Annotated in this window: 14 protein-coding genes; 9 read left to right on the plus strand and 5 right to left on the minus strand. The window is 42.7% G+C overall.

Features of this window, described 5'->3' with window-relative positions; all coding sequences use genetic code 11:
- Positions 1–94: 94 nt before the first annotated feature.
- The 8 genes from SWH54_03005 to SWH54_03040 all read left to right on the plus strand — a co-directional run bounded on the left by SWH54_03005 (position 95) and on the right by SWH54_03040 (position 8,919).
- Positions 95–1,171 carry an AI-2E family transporter gene (locus tag SWH54_03005; GenBank protein ID MDY6790217.1) on the plus strand — a complete coding sequence of 359 codons (1,077 nt, stop codon included), beginning with the start codon at positions 95–97 and terminating at the stop codon, positions 1,169–1,171.
- Positions 1,168–3,597, plus strand: a complete 2,430-nt coding sequence (gene gyrA / locus SWH54_03010) for a DNA gyrase subunit A (protein MDY6790218.1) — start codon at positions 1,168–1,170, stop codon at positions 3,595–3,597. Before SWH54_03005 ends, gyrA begins: the two co-directional genes overlap by 4 nt.
- A gap of 37 nt (positions 3,598–3,634) precedes the next feature.
- Complete coding sequence (locus tag SWH54_03015; GenBank protein ID MDY6790219.1) at positions 3,635–4,669, plus strand: NAD(P)H-dependent glycerol-3-phosphate dehydrogenase; 1,035 nt, start codon at positions 3,635–3,637, stop codon at positions 4,667–4,669.
- 35 nt (positions 4,670–4,704) lie between these two features.
- On the plus strand, positions 4,705–5,415 hold the full coding sequence (gene radC, locus SWH54_03020; protein MDY6790220.1) for a DNA repair protein RadC: 711 nt from the start codon (positions 4,705–4,707) through the stop codon (positions 5,413–5,415).
- An 88-nt stretch (positions 5,416–5,503) separates the two neighbouring features.
- Positions 5,504–5,797, plus strand: a complete 294-nt coding sequence (locus SWH54_03025; GenBank protein ID MDY6790221.1) for a hypothetical protein — start codon at positions 5,504–5,506, stop codon at positions 5,795–5,797.
- Positions 5,794–6,999 (plus strand): phosphoglycerate kinase, encoded by a 1,206-nt coding sequence (locus SWH54_03030; GenBank protein MDY6790222.1) that lies wholly within the window; start codon positions 5,794–5,796, stop codon positions 6,997–6,999. The genes SWH54_03025 and SWH54_03030 overlap by 4 nt, the downstream gene beginning before the upstream one ends.
- Before the next feature lies 1 nt (position 7,000).
- Positions 7,001–7,717: a VTT domain-containing protein gene (locus SWH54_03035; protein MDY6790223.1), complete on the plus strand. Its 717-nt coding sequence runs from the start codon at positions 7,001–7,003 to the stop codon at positions 7,715–7,717.
- 140 nt (positions 7,718–7,857) lie between these two features.
- On the plus strand, positions 7,858–8,919 hold the full coding sequence (locus SWH54_03040; protein ID MDY6790224.1) for a hypothetical protein: 1,062 nt from the start codon (positions 7,858–7,860) through the stop codon (positions 8,917–8,919).
- Positions 8,920–9,025: 106 nt separating this feature from the next.
- Here the strand turns inward: SWH54_03040 and SWH54_03045 are convergent, their stop codons facing one another.
- The 4 genes from SWH54_03045 to SWH54_03060 all read right to left on the minus strand — a co-directional run bounded on the left by SWH54_03045 (position 9,026) and on the right by SWH54_03060 (position 15,070).
- A complete protein-coding gene (locus SWH54_03045) occupies positions 9,026–9,481 on the minus strand; it encodes an N-acetyltransferase (GenBank protein MDY6790225.1) in 456 nt (151 codons plus the stop codon).
- 22 nt (positions 9,482–9,503) lie between these two features.
- A complete protein-coding gene (locus tag SWH54_03050; protein ID MDY6790226.1) occupies positions 9,504–11,750 on the minus strand; it encodes an adenylate/guanylate cyclase domain-containing protein in 2,247 nt (748 codons plus the stop codon).
- Between the two features lie 112 nt (positions 11,751–11,862).
- Positions 11,863–13,827, minus strand: a complete 1,965-nt coding sequence (locus tag SWH54_03055; protein ID MDY6790227.1) for a PBP1A family penicillin-binding protein — start codon at positions 13,825–13,827, stop codon at positions 11,863–11,865.
- A gap of 49 nt (positions 13,828–13,876) precedes the next feature.
- Positions 13,877–15,070, minus strand: coding sequence for an ATP-binding protein (locus SWH54_03060; protein ID MDY6790228.1), 1,194 nt, complete (start codon positions 15,068–15,070; stop codon positions 13,877–13,879).
- 401 nt (positions 15,071–15,471) lie between these two features.
- On the opposite strand from SWH54_03060, the gene SWH54_03065 reads away from it, so the two are divergent.
- Complete coding sequence (locus SWH54_03065) at positions 15,472–16,686, plus strand: AAA family ATPase (protein ID MDY6790229.1); 1,215 nt, start codon at positions 15,472–15,474, stop codon at positions 16,684–16,686.
- Here SWH54_03065 and SWH54_03070 read toward each other — a convergent pair.
- On the minus strand, positions 16,683–17,042 hold the full coding sequence (locus SWH54_03070; GenBank protein MDY6790230.1) for a response regulator: 360 nt from the start codon (positions 17,040–17,042) through the stop codon (positions 16,683–16,685). The two genes, SWH54_03065 and SWH54_03070, sit on opposite strands and share 4 nt — an antisense overlap.
- Between the last annotated feature and the right edge of the window lie 57 nt (positions 17,043–17,099).

A 17,099-nucleotide genomic window follows, 5' to 3' on the forward strand; every position in this document is an offset into this window, starting at 1 on the left:
TATTCCCTTAACATTACCATGAGACCTTGGAAAAATTAACATTTTCCCAAGGTCTCAACTTGCAAAACCCGGGCACTAAAAAGCTGGAGGCAACATGGGTGAAAAATCTCACCATGACATGATTCTGTGGGTTTTTTTGATATATTTTTTTATTTCCATATTTTTTCTCGGCTGGCTTTTATGGCCCTTTGTATCGACCATCATACTGGCTGCGGTGGTAACAGGAATTTTTAGTCCGGTTTACAACTATTTTTGCAAGAAATTAAGAGCGTCACTGGCTTCACTGGTCACATGCCTGGTTATATTTTTTATTATTTTTGTCCCCATTGTATTTTTTGTAGGGATATTATCCAAAGAAGCCTATGATGTATATCTTATGGCAAAAGGGGCGGTTTTAAGTGATAATATCCGAAATCTTATTGAGGGGAGCAAAGCCATAGATAAGGCAAACCTGATCCTGGCAAATTTTAATATTGTAATCACCGGTGAAGATCTCAACAAGGCCATTTCCGAGGTTGGGAGAGTGGTCGGCCTTTTTCTGTATGACCAGGCAAGGGCAATTACCTCGAATGTGCTTAAATTCTTAGTCAATTCTTTTTTCATGTTGCTTATTATTTATTATTTATTAATAGACAAACAGCGACTGCACGCATTTATCCTCAATATTTCGCCGCTGCCTGATGATCAGGATGACAAACTGTTTCGAAAATTTAAAGATATGGCCGGTGCGGTTCTTATAGGGAACGGACTGGGCGGATTGATACAGGGAATTTTGGGGGGCATTGTGTTTGCCGTTTTTGGTTTAAAATCTCCCTTTTTCTGGGGAGTCATTATGGGATTGGTGGCCTTCCTTCCCATTGTAGGCATCGGCATTATATTTATTCCCGTTGCGCTTTACCTTTTCCTGGTGGGACGGATCGCTTCAGGCATCTTTTTTATTATATTTTACATTATTTTGTCAGGAGGAATAGAATACATCTTTAAGCCGAAACTGGTGGGACAACGTGTTCAAATGCATACGCTGTTGGTATTTCTTTCCATTATTGGCGGTTTGAAACTTTTCGGGATACTGGGTATAATATACGGCCCTCTTATTATAACGGCTTTCTTAACATTAACAGATATTTATAAAACAAGTTACCAAAAACTTGTGGAGTCAGCAGAAAAATGATCGTAACAGATAATTTATCAGAGGTAAGCATCGAAAGTGAGATGAAAAAATCTTACCTCGATTATGCAATGAGTGTCATTATCGGCAGAGCATTGCCGGATGTACGTGACGGTTTGAAACCGGTCCACCGGCGAATCTTATTTGCCATGCATGAGTTGAAAAACGACTGGAATAAACCTTACAAAAAGTCAGCACGAATTGTCGGTGATGTCATCGGTAAGTATCACCCCCATGGCGACACTGCGGTTTATGATACAATTGTCCGGATGGCCCAGGATTTTTCCTTAAGGTATCCCATGGTAAACGGTCAGGGCAATTTCGGTTCGGTGGACGGCGATCCACCGGCGGCCATGCGATATACGGAAGTAAGACTGACACGTCTTGCACATGAGATGCTGGAAGATCTCGAAAAGGAAACCGTCGATTTTACGCCTAATTATGATGAATCTTTAACAGAACCATCTTTACTGCCGGCGAAATTTCCTTCTCTTTTGGTCAATGGGTCTTCAGGTATTGCTGTGGGTATGGCCACCAATATTCCGCCACACAATCTTTCAGAGATCATTGATGCCATCAAAGCAATCATAGACAATCCCAAAATATCCTTTGAGGAACTCCTGACTTTGGTTCCAGGTCCTGACTTTCCTACCGGAGGAATTATATACGGTACCAAAGGCATTTATGACGCATATAAAACCGGTCGGGGAATCATCCGTATGCGGGCCCGGGTGATGGTGGAAAAGGATAAACGAACCCAAAGGGAAACCATACTCATTACCCAGCTGCCATACCAGGTTAATAAGGCAAAGCTTATTGAAATTATTGCGGGTCTGATAAGAAATAAGCAGATTGAAGGCGTGAGATATGTAAGGGATGAATCCGACCGGGATGGCATGCGGATTGCCCTGGGCCTTAAAAAGGGTCAGATTCCCGGCGTAATCATTAACCAGCTTTATAAACATACCAGGATGGAGAGCAGCTTTGGGGTTATTCTGCTTGCCCTGGTGAACAATCGCCCTGAGATTCTGACTTTAAAGGACATACTTCAGCATTTTATCATACACCGCAAGGAGATCATTACCCGCAGGACAAAGTTCGAACTGAAAAAAGCACAGGACCGCGCCCATATCCTTGAAGGACTGAAGATCGCCCTTGATCATCTTGACGAGGTGGTTTCCCTTATCAGAAAATCTAAATCACCAGAGGATGCAAGAATCCAGCTGATTGAAAGGTTCAGTCTCACCAAGATACAGGCTCAAGCGATACTCGATATGCGCCTCCAGAGGCTTACAGGGCTTGAACGGGAAAAAATACTTAAAGAATATAAAAACATTTTGAAAAATATTGCGCGGTATAAAGAGATACTTTCTGATGAACATTTTGTGCTGGAAATTATAAAAGATGAACTCACTCAGATTAAGGAAGAATTCGGAGATCAGCGTTTAAGTGAGATCGTTGAAGCAACCACTGAAATAAGTATAGAAGATATGATTGTGGAAGAAGACATGGTGGTTACCATTTCCCGGAAAGGCTATATCAAGAGGAACCCGATTACCCTTTACCGTAACCAGCAGCGCGGTGGAAAAGGGAAAACCGCTATGGGGACAAAAGATGAAGATTTTGTTGAGCATCTTTTTGTCGCTTCTACCCACCATACGTTTCTTTTTTTCACCAACCAGGGCAGGGTTTACTGGTGTAAGGTATATGATATTCCTCAGGCCGGTCGAATGAGTCTTGGTAAAGCGATTATCAATCTGCTGAATTTGGTAAAAGATGAAAAACTTACCGCAGTACTTGCTGTACCCACATTTGAACCCGGGTATCATATCTTTATGGCAACCAAAAAGGGTGTGGTCAAGAAAACAGATCTGATGTCATACAGCAGACCAAGGGCAGGGGGCATTATCGCTTTGAATTTGGATGAGGGTGATGAGCTGATTGCGGCCAGAATCACCGACGGAACCATGAATATCTTTTTAGGTTCAGCCAGGGGAAAAGCGATACGATTTCACGAATCCGATATCAGGCCATCCGGCCGTATTGCCAGAGGGGTACGCGGAATGCGCCTTGACGAAGGGGATCAGATTATCGGTATGGAGGTGTTAAGCCACGGGCAGACATTATTTGCCATCACCGAAAATGGATTTGGCAAAAGAACTTCGATTGACGAATACCCAGTCCAAAAACGTGGCGGCAAGGGTGTCATTTCCATCAAGACAACGGAACGCAACGGGCTGGTCCTTTCCATACTGCTGGTAGAAGATGATGATGATGTTATGCTTATCACCGATATCGGGAAGATTATACGCATGGCTGTCAGTGGCATTTCAGTTATCAGCCGCAATACCCAGGGAGTGAAACTGATGGGGATGGAGACTGAAGAAAAAGTGACAGGTGCGGCAAGGCTGGCGGAAAAAGAAACATAAAGATGGATGACCAGAATACAGCTTGGGGTTATTTTCATTGAAAACAAACGCAGATATCAATAAAGTAAAAATAGGTGTCGTGGGAGCAGGCAGCTGGGGGACCGCTCTTGCTGATCTCCTTGGTTCAAAGGGTTTTAAAGTAGACTTCTGGGCTTATGAAAAAGAGGTCAAGGAGCAGATTTTAACCCAGAGGGAAAATAAAGTTTTTCTGCCGGGTTTTTCTCTTTCACCCAATTTATTTCCTTCTAACGATCTTTTCAAAGTTGTTTCGGGAAAAGAACTGGTTTTAATTGTGGTTCCTTCCCATGTGATGCGTGAAACAACGCGGCAATTGGCGGATCATGTTTCAAAGGATACCATCATTGTCTCTGCTTCCAAAGGGATTGAGAACCAGTCACATCTAACCATGACCGGTGTTCTTAAAGAAACGCTCCCGGAAATATCGGAGGACCTTTTTGCAGTACTTTCGGGTCCCAGTTTTGCAAAAGAGGTTGTAAATAAAGTTCCCACTGTAGTCACTGTGGCATCAAACCGAACGGAAACGGCCGGATTGGTGCAACATGTTTTTGCCACACCGTTTTTCAGGGTTTATACAAGTGATGACATGATTGGGGTTGAACTGGGTGGTTCCGTTAAAAATGTGATTGCCATAGCCGCAGGGATTGTCGATGGGCTTGGACTTGGGTTGAATACAAGAGCGGCCCTGATTACCAGAGGACTGACTGAAATCCGCCGTTTGGGGCTGGAGATGGGTGCAAACCCGCGGACTTTTACCGGACTGGCAGGCGTTGGCGATCTTATTTTGACATGCACTGGCGGGCTTAGCAGAAATCATACTGTGGGGAAAAAAATTGGAGAAGGGATGAAATTAAAAGAAATTTTATCTGAAATGAATATGGTGGCAGAAGGTGTGAAGACATCGAAGTCAGTGTACAACCTGTCTCGCAAACTTGATGTGGAAATGCCTATCTCCCATGAGATGTATCATATTCTTTACGATGATCTTTCTCCCAAAGAGGCCCTTCACCGATTGATGACCCGTGGCCTAAAAAACGAGTTAGATGAGCTTTAGCTGACAGATAAAAGGTGAAAAGTGAATCAATGACCATGCCGGGAGTCCATAAAGGAGAAGGACACAGGGAGCGGCTTCGCCAAAAATTTCTTAATTCAGGTTTATCGGGATTCCATGACTACGAGGTCATTGAACTGCTCCTGACACTTGGTACGCCCAGAAAAGACTGCAAGAATGCGGCAAAGTCGGCACTAAAAAGATTTAAAACCCTTCAGGGCGTGCTTGAAGCACCTGCCGAAAAGCTTTGCGAAGTTGATGGTATCGGACCGAAGAACCTTTTTGGCATCAAGCTGATACAAGCGGTGGCAGGCCGGTATCTTAAAAAGCGGCTGCTTGAAAAAGATAGTGTCAGCAATTCAAAAGAATTGTTTGATTACCTGTACTACAGCATGAGGGATAAAAACCGGGAGTGTTTCAGGGTGATTTACCTGGATGCGAAGAACAGGGTGATTGAGTCCGAGACACTGTTTAAAGGGACCTTAACCGCCAGCAGTGTTTATCCCAGAGAAGTTGTAGCCGCTGCCATGAACCACCATGCGGCTGCACTGATTTTTGCCCATAACCATCCTTCAGGTGATCCCAACCCATCGAGAGAAGACATATCTTTGACACGCCAACTTATTTTTGCCTGCCGGGTGATGGGAATAACTGTACATGAGCATCTGGTCATTGGCGATAACCGATATTTCAGTTTTGCCGATCAAGGCTATATTGCCCGCATGAATAGAGAATATGAGGCGCAATAAAAAAAACTGCGGAAAGACACGGCATATCGCTGAAAATTTACTTCAGGATAATTTAATAAAAAATCCATGGTAAACTAACAAGTTAAAAATGGCAGAAAATAATAAGGAATATCCATACTGCTTCGGGAAAATTGAAAATGTATTTCCCATGGGCAGGGATGGTTTAAGGGAGACTCCCGAATCCTGCTTTCCATGCATATATAAGACTATATGTCTGAAAACCGCAATGGGAAAATCGGGAGGGCTGAAAATCAGAGAGGAAAATGTGGACAGGGCATATGAAGCCGGAATGATCGGTTTTGTTGCCAGATGGTCCAAAAAGAAAGAGTTAAAAAGAAGGATGAAGGAAAAGCAAGTTTTGCCTAAAGGGAGGGAAAGATGAGAAAAATTCAACATATAGACCTTGCAGGTAAACGGGTGTTTATACGGGTCGATTTTAATGTTCCCTATGATCAATATCAAAATATCACTGATGATTCTCGAATACGTGGTGTATTACATACGTTAAACTACGCCCTCGACCACGATGCAAAATTGATAATCGCTTCACACAAGGCCCGACCCGAAGGCAAGGTGGTTCCGGTACACAGTCTTGCTCCGGTGGCAAAGCGTCTGGGTCGGCTTCTTAAAAAAGAAATTATAATGGCGCCGGATTGTATCGGGCCTGAGGTCCGCCAGCTTATATCGAATATGGAGAGGGGTGATGTCGTACTTTTGGAAAACTTAAGATTTCATTCTGGAGAACAGAAAAATGATGAGGCATTTGCCAAGGAACTGGCCGCATTGTGTGATGTGTATATCAATGATGCTTTTGCGGTATCCCATCGGGTGAATGCTTCTGTGGCAAATATAGTCAAGTATGTAGAAATATCAGGAGCCGGATTTTTGCTGCAAAAGGAGTTGGACTATTTTGAAAAGGCGATGGCCGACCCCAGCCGTCCGCTGGTAGCGATTGTGGGAGGTGCTAAAGTATCCAGCAAACTGGGGGCGATAGAAAATATGATGCATCACGTGGACAAGCTGATTATCGGTGGTGCCATGGCAAACACCTTTTTGGCCAGCATGGGTGTTGACCTGGGAAAGTCCAAACTAGAAAGCGAACTTGTTGAGGCAGCCGGGTCAGTGATAAAAATGGCAAAAGAAAAAGGAGTAAAGCTGTACACGCCGGTGGATGCAGTGATCGCCCGTGAAATCGACCCAAAAGCTCCAACCATGATTGCCCCGGTTCAGGAAATTCCCGCTGAGTGGATGGCCCTGGATATAGGACCTGCGACATCCCTGCTTTTTTCAGAGGTCATGTACGATGCAAAAACAATTATCTGGAACGGTCCAATGGGCATATTCGAAATTGATGCCTTCAGCCGCGGAACTTTCGCAATGGTCAGCGCTGTTGCCAATTCCTATGCCCTTTCCATTGTTGGCGGAGGTGATACGGATGTAGCCGTACACAGGGCCGGTGAGACCGAAAGAATTTCTTATATATCAACAGGGGGTGGTGCGTTTCTTGCCCTGTTGGAGGGAAAAGCTTTGCCTGCAGTCACTGTGCTGAACCATGCCGGTGACTCCAAAAGGCAGGAAGACTAATTTGAAAATAATATTTTCGAAACTGTTTTCATGGCGATACAGAATTCTATTGGCAGCGGCTGTTTGCAGTCTCGTTCTGCTGGGCTATATATACCGTATACAGATTTGGGAAAAGATTCTACAGTATTATAAAGTTTTTAATAACAAGGAACAGATCGAGGCCTTTGTCAATTCTTTTGGAGCAAGTGCACCGGTTGTTTTCATAATCATTCAAATTCTTCAGGTGTTGTTTGCGCCGGTTCCGGGTGAAACATCAGGTTTTATCGGCGGATTTCTTTTCGGAACACTCAACGGCTTTTTATTTTCCAGTATCGGTCTGACAGTCGGCTCATGCATAAATTTTTATATCGGCCGTTTTCTGGGAGAACGATATATCCGGAAAATCATTCCGTCCGATTATTTGAGCAGGTTCGATACCTTTGTAAAACGCAAAGGCATCGCAGTATTTTTTATACTTTTTGTTTTTCCGGGATTTCCCAAAGACTACTTATGCCTTTTTCTCGGCCTGAGTACCCTTGCTTTTAAAGTTTTTTTTGTAATTGTCACCATCGGGCGCATGCCAGGAACCTTTCTGCTCAGCCTGCAGGGGGCGTATCTTTTTGAACAGAACTACCTGGTATTTGCCTTAATTTTTGTAATATGTATCATACTCTCCCTTCTGGCATACCGTTATAAAGAAGGTTTGTATCAATGGCTGGAAAGGTTCAACAACAACTAGCAGACAACAGGAGATGTCTGTAAAATATTACTTTTTATTTGTTTATAAACATGCTATAAAATAAGATAAAACACCCGATACAGATATCGTTGACTGCTCAACGGGTTACGGAATCTGTGATAATCCATACAGGAGAAAAAATGGCGTTCTGGTGTGTTAGAGAAGAGTTGAGTCAGACCGACCGGTTAAGGCGGTCTTACTATGAACTTTTAAGGGATGAATTAGATCAACAGCTGATTCAGCATGCTTTAATAGACTCTTATCATAATTTTAGAAACAGAAAGATTAAATACCCCTTTGTGGAAAAGAGAGAACTGAAACCGCGCGCCAGAATTCCTGACCTCGAATATGAGTGCCAGAATGTATTCCTGGTGATATTTGTAGAAGACATGATACCCGCTGAAAATAAAAAGTATATCAGGTTTTTTGATGTGAACAAAACAACCAAGGCAAACCTTCTTCAATCCAAAACGCTGCCCCTTGCCAATAGTATAGACAGAAATCAAAAATTTCTTGATTCGGCCCACTTTTCCAATTTCTTAAAAATATTGCTTCCCGTTGATTACGCTCTGCTGATTCAAAGAAGTCCTTCCGGCAAGAAAAGAAGCCGGTACAAACTTTCCCATTTTCACGTTAGAATCGACTGGCCCATAGCAGATGCAGCCGAAGACCTGGCCAGAAGCCTCAAATACATATCCAAGGATCTTTTTGAAAAAGGGGATAAATACGCAGAGGACATTCAGAAAAAGTTTTTTGAGTATTACGGACTTCCTTTAATGGCAGGTGGAAGAAGAACGGCCGCTATTGTTGCGGCGCAGTATATGAAAAGATTCCCCTGTATTTCCACCATATATGCCGGAAGCAGTGAATCAAGAGCGTTGCTTAGGATTTCAGAAAGAGGCCCCTCCAGATCGGTTTTAATGAAATTTACTGCTGCTGAGATGGAACAAATTGCCGAAGAAAATAATATGGCACAGCAGACTTTCAAAAAAAATTATGTTATCGCCCGTGAAAATAAAAGTGGGATCTGTATTTTCCAGGCCACGTATTCCCCCACCGATCAATCCAGATTTCCTGATGACGGCAAGTTGCGGGATATTAAGCCGGACCTATCATGGCTGACCATAGGCGGACAGCATATCCTTCCCAAGCCGGGCGTGTGGAAACGCCCACCCATAGCTTTGAATGTGATTTATTCGTAGTGGCTTGCACCTTGAGCGGCATAGAGCCTTGAGGCGCAGACTGACTCTTGAGACTAAAGCCTTAATCCCAAAGCGAAGTGCCCCGCCTTTCAAGGTCAGGGGCTGGCTATATTTCTTTCATCATGGCTGTTTCATCACAGTCGGGAAACTTGACGCAGGTAATGCAGTCTGCCCAGATTTTAATGGGAAGGTCTGATCTGTGTATTTGAACAAATCCGAATCTTTGGAAAAATGTCGGTTTGTAGGTTAAGGTAAATACTTTTTTAGTCTCAAATTGTTTCGCTTCGGAAAGAACGGTTTTGGTAAGTTCTGATCCAATATTTTTTCCCTGATAATCAGGGTGAACCGCAAGAGATCGAATTTCAGCAAGATCTTCCCAGCAAAATTGCAGGGCGCAGCAACCGACAATAAGATTTTTATTTTCATCCATCGAAATTGAAAAAGAGCGGACATGATCGTATAAGGCGCTTAAAGGGCGTGGAAGAAGTTGGCCTTTGACGGCATATTGCTGCAATAGGGCGTGTATGGCTTTTACGTCGTGTAACTTTGCTTTTCTAATCATTTTTTTGCTGCCTGCTATCCCTTTACTTTGTGGTCACGCTATATGAACCGTTCCAGTTTTTTCCCGGAGGGTTCGACTTAAACATATTGGATCTATCAATCATGGCCTTGCTGGGCCCGTCATCAGGTGAGATCTTTAAAACGGCATTAAAAAATTTTATGGCCTTATCCCAATCCTGATTGCGGTAGGCCTGAAGGCCGGTAATGTATTGTTCATTCACCCTGTTGGCAACATCGTCCACATCTGAAGTAAAACCGAGAAGCTCATAAATGGTTACCGGCTCGCTTTTGCCCACCACATTTATGGTGTCAATCTCCCGGGTGGCAATACCGTTGCCTGCCGCTTGACAGGTTGTTTTGCTGATCAGGGTATAAATATTGTAGATTTTATTTATCCCTTCCAGCCTTGCCGCAGTGTTCACCGTGTCTCCCATCATGGTGTAGTCCATGCGATTTTCTGATCCCATGTTGCCTACCACCGCACTACCTGTACATAGGCCAATGCGCATTTTAAGCTGGGGTTTTCCTTTTCCTTTCCAGTTTTCACGAAGATTGGCCAGCCTTTGTTGCATTTTTATACAGGCGCTGCATGCTCTTTCAGCATGGTTTTTCAAAACATTTGGTGCTCCGAAAAATGCAATAATGGCATCCCCTTCGAATTTATCCACAGTTCCTTCATGTTTTAAGATGATATCCGTCATTTCAGTTAAGAACTCATTTAAAAGCTCAACCAGCTCATTTGGTGTAAGTGCTTCAGATATACTGGTAAATCCCTGAACATCGGAAAAAAATGCGGTAATATCTCTGTCTTCTCCACCCAGTTCAAGGTTGCCGGGAGATTCGATGAGTTGATTAACCACAGCCGGGGCAAGGTAAGTTGAAAATGCGTTTTTAATAAACCGTTTCTTTTTGGTTTCCATGAAATATCTGAATGCGGTAATACTCACATAAATAAGCAGAATGACAGAGAGAGGGTAAACAAGGTTAAGCACGATTCCGTGTTTGGAGAACAGATACTGACAAAAAAGAATATACCCCATAAAAACCACGAAACCGACGATCACACCCAGTATTACCTCTACACGGGGAAGCACGATCCCAAGAAAAATGCCTGCAACTAAAATGGCAAGAACGTCAAAAATGGCAGACCATTTAGGTTTGTGCAGGAAATCTTCTGCCAGAATACTGTCAGCTACATTTGCATGGATTTCAATGCCCGGGAATACACTCCCAAAGGGGGTGACCCGCAAATCATATATTCCCATGGCAGTTGCACCGATAAGGACAATTTTGTTTTTAAGTTTGTTATGCGGAACATTTCCGCTGAGTATGTCTGTAATGGAAATATGGGGAAAAGATTTTTCTTCTCCTCGGTAATTGATTAAAACACGTCCCAATTCGTCCGTGGGAATAGATAGATTGCCGATCTGGATACTTTGCACACCATATTCATCAATATTGACTGAAAGAGGGCGGTCAACAAACGCACTTACTGTTACCAATGATAGAGGTGCATAAAGAGTGTCTTTGAATTTAAGAACGGTATGAAGCCATCGAATCACGCCGTCATCATCGGGAGACATATTAAAATATCCAGACAGGCCGGCTGCAGCTGAAATTTCCTTGATATTTGATTGCGGATAGACCGGTTCAACAAGAGTGACATTTTTGGCTTCTTTTGATGAGTAACGCTCAAATTGATATCTGGAATTAATGATATTTTGCTGGTGAGTTTTAAGGTCTTCTGCTTTAATATGTGTGGAGGCTTTTTCATCGAGCTGGAAAAAGTATCCCAGAACGATTTTGGCAGAAGAGTTTTTTATAGCGTCGGCAAGGAGTTTATCATTGTCAGCCTGAGTTTTAAGACGATGGAAAAGTTTTTTATCTTCAGCATTTAAATGGGGTAAAGAGGTCTGAATATTATCTATGACCTTAACGATGATTTTATCATCCGGTTCCAAAAACCCGATGTCAAACGCAATTACCTTTACCCCTGCATTCGAAAGCCGTGTGACCAGATCAGCCATTTTTGATCTGGGCCACATCCATTTTCCTTCTGTTGCAATGCTTTTTTCATCAATCACCGCCAGCACCACATCGGAGCGTGGTTCAATATTATCCCGGGATTTGAATCTGGCATCAATGGTTTTGAGTTCCATTAAGTCAAGAAAAGGCACTCCTATGGAATAGGCAAACAGCCCCAGTAAAATAATTGGAACCGACAGAAAAATGAAGTGAGACCGGGTAATTTTTTTTACCAAAGAAATCATAGTTATGTATTAATATGGTATGATACCCTAAAAGTCAATAAGCGGAAAACCGATTGATACCGCACCTGTTTTAAATTTTTAAACTTCTACGTTTTCTGAACGTTTGCCAATTTTACTTCTGCCACTTTGGTTCGGTTCCCTTTTTAAAGAGGGCTTTAACCCCTTTAGGTGAATTTTCCTGCACCGGCAAGCCGGTGGTTGTATCCATGCAGAGTTGAACCACATCGTCAGGCATGTCAAAATATTGGTAAGGTTTGTCGGCAAGTGCTTTTTTCATAAATTCAATCCATATTGGAAGCGCAGCTGTTGCGCCTGTTTCCCTGTTTCCCATGGGAGTAAAATCATCCTGTCCCACCCAGACTCCTGTTGAAATCGATGGAGAAAAACCGATAAAAAGAGCGTCTTTAACTTCATCTGAAGTTCCGGTCTTTCCGGCCACAGCATGCCTGAGGATACGCGCTTTTCTTCCTGTACCTTCTGCAATCACCCCTTTTAGCATGTTGGTAATGATGGAGGCGCCTGACCGGGACATGGCAAGTTTTTTCCGAGGCTTAATGCGCCAGAGCACCCGTTCATTTTGATCCAGTACTTCCATGATACAATAAGGAATTATCAGCTTTCCTCTGTTCGGAAATACAGAGTAAGCAGCCGTAAGGTCGATAAGGGTGACTTCCGAGGAGCCAAGCGCAAGGGTAAGATTGGGTAAAAGTGGCGTTTGAATACCCAGGGTATGCCCGAAGCGGGAAACAGAGGAAGCTCCAAGCATTTCTATCAGCCTGACTGCCGGGATATTTTTAGAAAGAGTGAGGGCTTTTCTAAAGGTCATTTCTCCGGAAAAATCATCTGAAAAGTTTTTAGGACGCCAATCTTCGCCTTTTCTTGCACCCTTGAATACAACGGGGGCATCAAGGATTAAAGTGTTTTGAGGAAATCCTTTTTCGATTGCATAGGCATATACAATCGGTTTAAAAGCGGAGCCGGGTTGTCTTCTGGCGGTGGTCGCCCGGTTGAAAGGACTTTTGTAATAGTCTCTGCCTCCGACCATTGCCAGAATACCACCGGATTGTATATCCAGGGAAATAAGAGAACCCTGCGGTTTTGGGTTGATCATCTTATTTTGTTTCATTCTTTTTCCCAGGGCAAAAAGACCTTTTTTTACTGCCTGCTCCGCAGCTTTCTGCAGTGGCCAGGAAAGCGTGGTGAATACAGTGAGACCGCTTTTATAAAGTCTTGCCGGCCCTATAATTTCTTCTAAGAATTGTGTCACATGATCAACAAAATAAGGCGCTTTAAGCGAATCAAAACCGGATATTTCAGGGATAAGCGGTTGCTTCAAGGCTTTGTTCATATCCGTTTCAGAGATTATTCCTGTAAGGGCCATCTGTTTTAAAACAATATTTCTGCGTTTTAATGCAAGCTCGACATTGACCAGGGGGGAGTAACGGGAAGGGGACTTTGGCAGGCCGGCTATAAGGGCGCATTCGGCAAGGTTTAAGTCGTTGACAGGTTTTCCCAAAAACAGCCTGGCGGCTGATTCCACCCCATAGGCACCGCTGCCGAAGTAAACCTGGTTTAAGTATAACTGGAGTATTTCATTTTTTGTGTAGCGGCGCTCCAGTTGAAAGGATAACAATGCTTCTTTAATTTTTCGGATAATGGTTTTCTTTGGTGTAAGAAAGAGTGTTTTTGCCAGCTGCTGGGTGATTGTGCTTGCCCCTTCAACATACTCCCCGGCCCAGATATTCTTAACGATGGCCCGTAAAATTCCTTTAATATCGACTCCGCTGTGTTTGTAAAATTTTCTGTCTTCGGTAGCGATCAGAGCCGCCTTGAGATAATGAGGAATATCTTTAAGCGGAACCAGGTCTCTTTTTTCAATAAAAAGCTCTGCCAGAAGCACTTTGTCTGCAGAATATATGCGGGTAACAGCAGAAGGCTTAAAATCTTCAAGTGCACGAATCTGGGGAAGATCACTGGTCAGGCCGAAAAATACACCGGTAATCATTCCGAACAGAATCCCTGAAAATATTACAATTATAATTATCGCCTTTGATTTACTGATGGGGATTTTTGTCATGAGTTTTGGCTTTGAGTTAACGCTAAGACGTGAGGTTGAGGGATTTCATTTACTTTTTTAAGACTTCATTCAGCTTTTTGCCGAGTTCACTTATATTATATGGTTTGGCGATCACACCGATGAAGCCGTAGTCTTTATAACTGGTCATTACCGGACTGTTTGAATAGCCGCTTGATACAATGGCTTTAACTTTGGGATCAATTTTAATTAACTCTTTAATCGCTTTTTTTCCTCCCATACCGCCGCGGACGGTTAGATCGAGAATAACCGCATCAAAAGGATTTCCCGATGCCATTGCCTGTTGATACATTTCAACAGCCTGCGCGCCGTCTTGGGAAAATGAAGCCTCGTAACCCAACCGGTTTAATATATGACCGGTGATTTTGATGACCATTTTTTCATCGTCCATCACCAGGATTCTGCCTTTTCCTAAAAACAGCTTTTCTTTGGTAGGAGGTTTCAGAGATTTAGGGGTAGCAATTGTTTCTTCAGAGGCGGGAAGATAAAAATGCAAACTGGTTCCGGTTCCTGCAATGGATTCAGCGAGGATATTTCCGTTGTGTTGCTTTATGATGGAATGACATATGGAAAGGCCAAGGCCCATTCCCTTCTGTGTGCCCATGTCTTTGGTGGAAAAATAAGGGTCGAAAATTTTATCTAAAATATCTGTTGAAATCCCTAATCCCTGGTCTATTATCGATATTTTCACATAGTTGCCTTTTTCTAATTCTTGGGGGTTTTTTTCCATATCCACGTTTTGAGCGATCACCCGAATAATTCCTCCACCCGGCATTGCCTCCCTTGCGTTCATCACCAGGTTGTGAATGACATGACTGATCTGTGTTTTATCGATACGAACCAACCACAGGTCATCCGGAATGGAAAATTCGCATTTAATATTAGAACCGCTCAGGGTAAATTCAGTGGCGCTTTTGATTACCGGTGCAATCGATGCGGTTTCCATATTCGGTGCTCCGCCCCTTGCAAAGGTGATCAGTTTCTGGGTTAAAGATTTGGCAGTCATGGAAGCTTCCAGCGCTTCATCCAAAAGGCCGGAAATCATATCATCAGGTTCTATATATGATTGTATCAGAGAGATATTCCCGATGATCACTGTAAGCAAGTTGTTATAATCATGGGCAATCCCACCCGAAAGAGCCGCAATGGATTCAAGGTGTCTTATTTTCTGGAGTTCATCCTCTGTTGTTTTATCCGGTTTTACGTCAATATCTTTATTAGTCATGGTTATTCCCTGATAATGAATTTAGCCTTGGTAGAGACTTTCACAGTAATGGGCAATTTTAATAAATTTTTTTGGAAAAAACAAGGGGTGTCAATTTTTTGTCTTTTCCGATTTGGAACTTGAGTCAGTGCCTGTCTGCAACCGCGGTTATTATTCGGCCAAAAAAGGTAATTATAACTCAAGTTTTACACCCCTTATTCACGGTGAAGGCGGAATTTTTAAAGCGCCGATTCGATTCACATCTGATTTTTTATGTTACCTGCCGTCAGGGCATTGCTTCCGCCAAACTGGGGTTCGAAACTTGAGTTATAATTTTGGCAGGAATTTTGCATATATGTTTATCCCTGACCGGGAAAAATATAATAATAACAGAACACTGATAAAACTAAATTTAATCTATCATGCTACAAATTGAAAATCTATCAGAAAACCAGCTCCAGAATGTCAGAATTGCCTGTGCGTATCTATTTTCTGCTGAACTAGGAAGGGATGATGAGTTTGTCACCAATTTGGATTTGGCATCAGTAAACAAAGCACTGGAAAAAAAGACAAAACAATACGATCCTGAGCTTCATCCTGATGAATCAGCAGAAATGATCCAGAAAAGGAAGGAAAGATTCATAAAAATTAAACAATCATATGAAACACTTATCCCTTATATTTATGAAAAGGAAGAAATCATAGCTGAACCGGATTTTCGCAAAAGCAGGATAATTGCCGTGGGTGGCGCAAAAGGAGGAATAGGCAAAAGTATATTTGCATCCAATCTGGGAGTTTATCTTTCATCCCTGGGAAAACGAACCGTGCTGGTAGATCTGGACCTTGGCGGGGCCAACCTTCACCTATACCTTGGCGAATCGTTTCTTAAATATAATATTAATGACTTTTTGAACAAAAACGTTCCTTCCATTGACGATATTATGGTTTCCACCAAGTATGGCCCGGATCTGGTGGGCGGGGGAAGCTCGCAGCTGGGATCGGCAAATATTCATTTTTCCCAAAAACTGAAATTGCTGAGGGCAATTAAGCAGATAGATGCCGACTATGTCATCATCGATTTGGGTGGAGATACTTCGTACAATATCATCGATTTCTTTCTTGCAGCGGATCAGGGGATCGTGCTGACAACCTGCGATCCTTCGTCCTATTTAGATGCCTATAATTTAATAAAAGTGGCGCTTTACAGGAAATTAAACAGGATGTTCGGGCCTGAGTCTGAATTGAGAAAACACAAAGACCCTGATCTGCTGTGGCTGATCAAAGAGGCCACCATACCGGGAAATGGCAACAAATTAAAAGGGATAGGAGATTTAATAGAAAGTGTAAAAAACCAACTGCCTGAAAGGATGTCCTTAATAGAACATGTGCTGGAAAGTTTTCGTCCGGGCCTGGTGGTCAATATGATTTCCCCAAATGACCATGTGGCTGAAGTGGTTAACCGAATACAAGATGTCTCACAAAAAATGCTGACAGTCGCGGTGGATTATCTGGGAAGTATTGATTATCAGCCAGATATAAAAAAAAGTGCACAAGACCTGGTACCCGTTATTTCAAGAGACCCTAAAGGAAATTTGGCAGAATCCATTGGTGAGGTGGTAAGCGCAATTGTATGTTAGTTTTTTATTGTAGTCATAACAATATGCTCAACATGCTTTAAGTCCATCGGTTTCCTGATATAGTCATACGCACCAAGATCAATACTTTCGCTGATAATTCCCTGGTCAGGAACGGCAGTGATTATGATGACTTTTGTATTGGGATTTAACTTTTTTATCTCTTTAAGCACTTTAATGCCGCTTATACCGGGCATTACAATGTCAAGCAAAACAAGGTGAGGACACACTTCTTTTACTTTATTTATGGCTGATTGACCATCTGAGGCCGTATAAACCTCATAACCCTTTAAGGTTAAAAAATTGCTCATAATGTCGCACACCGCAATTTCATCGTCTACCACAAGGATTCTTACCATTGTTTAGCCTGAGTCGCCCAATTAAAATAGTTTATACATTTAGTTTATCCTGTCGGA

Source organism: Thermodesulfobacteriota bacterium, from assembly GCA_034189135.1.
GTDB lineage: Bacteria > Desulfobacterota > Desulfobacteria > Desulfobacterales > JAUWMJ01 > JAUWMJ01.

Bases quoted from the DNA above. Each gene is read 5' to 3' on its own strand.
- radC (MDY6790220.1), top strand. From the start codon at position 4,705: ATGCCGGGAGTCCATAAAGGAGAAGGACACAGGGAGCGGCTTCGCCAA.
- SWH54_03060 (MDY6790228.1), bottom strand. From the start codon at position 15,070: ATGACTAATAAAGATATTGACGTAAAACCGGATAAAACAACAGAGGAT.
- SWH54_03005 (MDY6790217.1), top strand. From the start codon at position 95: ATGGGTGAAAAATCTCACCATGACATGATTCTGTGGGTTTTTTTGATA.
- SWH54_03030 (MDY6790222.1), top strand. From the start codon at position 5,794: ATGAGAAAAATTCAACATATAGACCTTGCAGGTAAACGGGTGTTTATA.
- SWH54_03065 (MDY6790229.1), top strand. From the start codon at position 15,472: ATGCTACAAATTGAAAATCTATCAGAAAACCAGCTCCAGAATGTCAGA.
- SWH54_03045 (MDY6790225.1), bottom strand. From the start codon at position 9,481: ATGATTAGAAAAGCAAAGTTACACGACGTAAAAGCCATACACGCCCTA.
- gyrA (MDY6790218.1), top strand. From the start codon at position 1,168: ATGATCGTAACAGATAATTTATCAGAGGTAAGCATCGAAAGTGAGATG.
- SWH54_03055 (MDY6790227.1), bottom strand. From the start codon at position 13,827: ATGACAAAAATCCCCATCAGTAAATCAAAGGCGATAATTATAATTGTA.
- SWH54_03050 (MDY6790226.1), bottom strand. From the start codon at position 11,750: ATGATTTCTTTGGTAAAAAAAATTACCCGGTCTCACTTCATTTTTCTG.
- SWH54_03025 (MDY6790221.1), top strand. From the start codon at position 5,504: ATGGCAGAAAATAATAAGGAATATCCATACTGCTTCGGGAAAATTGAA.
- SWH54_03070 (MDY6790230.1), bottom strand. From the start codon at position 17,042: ATGGTAAGAATCCTTGTGGTAGACGATGAAATTGCGGTGTGCGACATT.
- SWH54_03040 (MDY6790224.1), top strand. From the start codon at position 7,858: ATGGCGTTCTGGTGTGTTAGAGAAGAGTTGAGTCAGACCGACCGGTTA.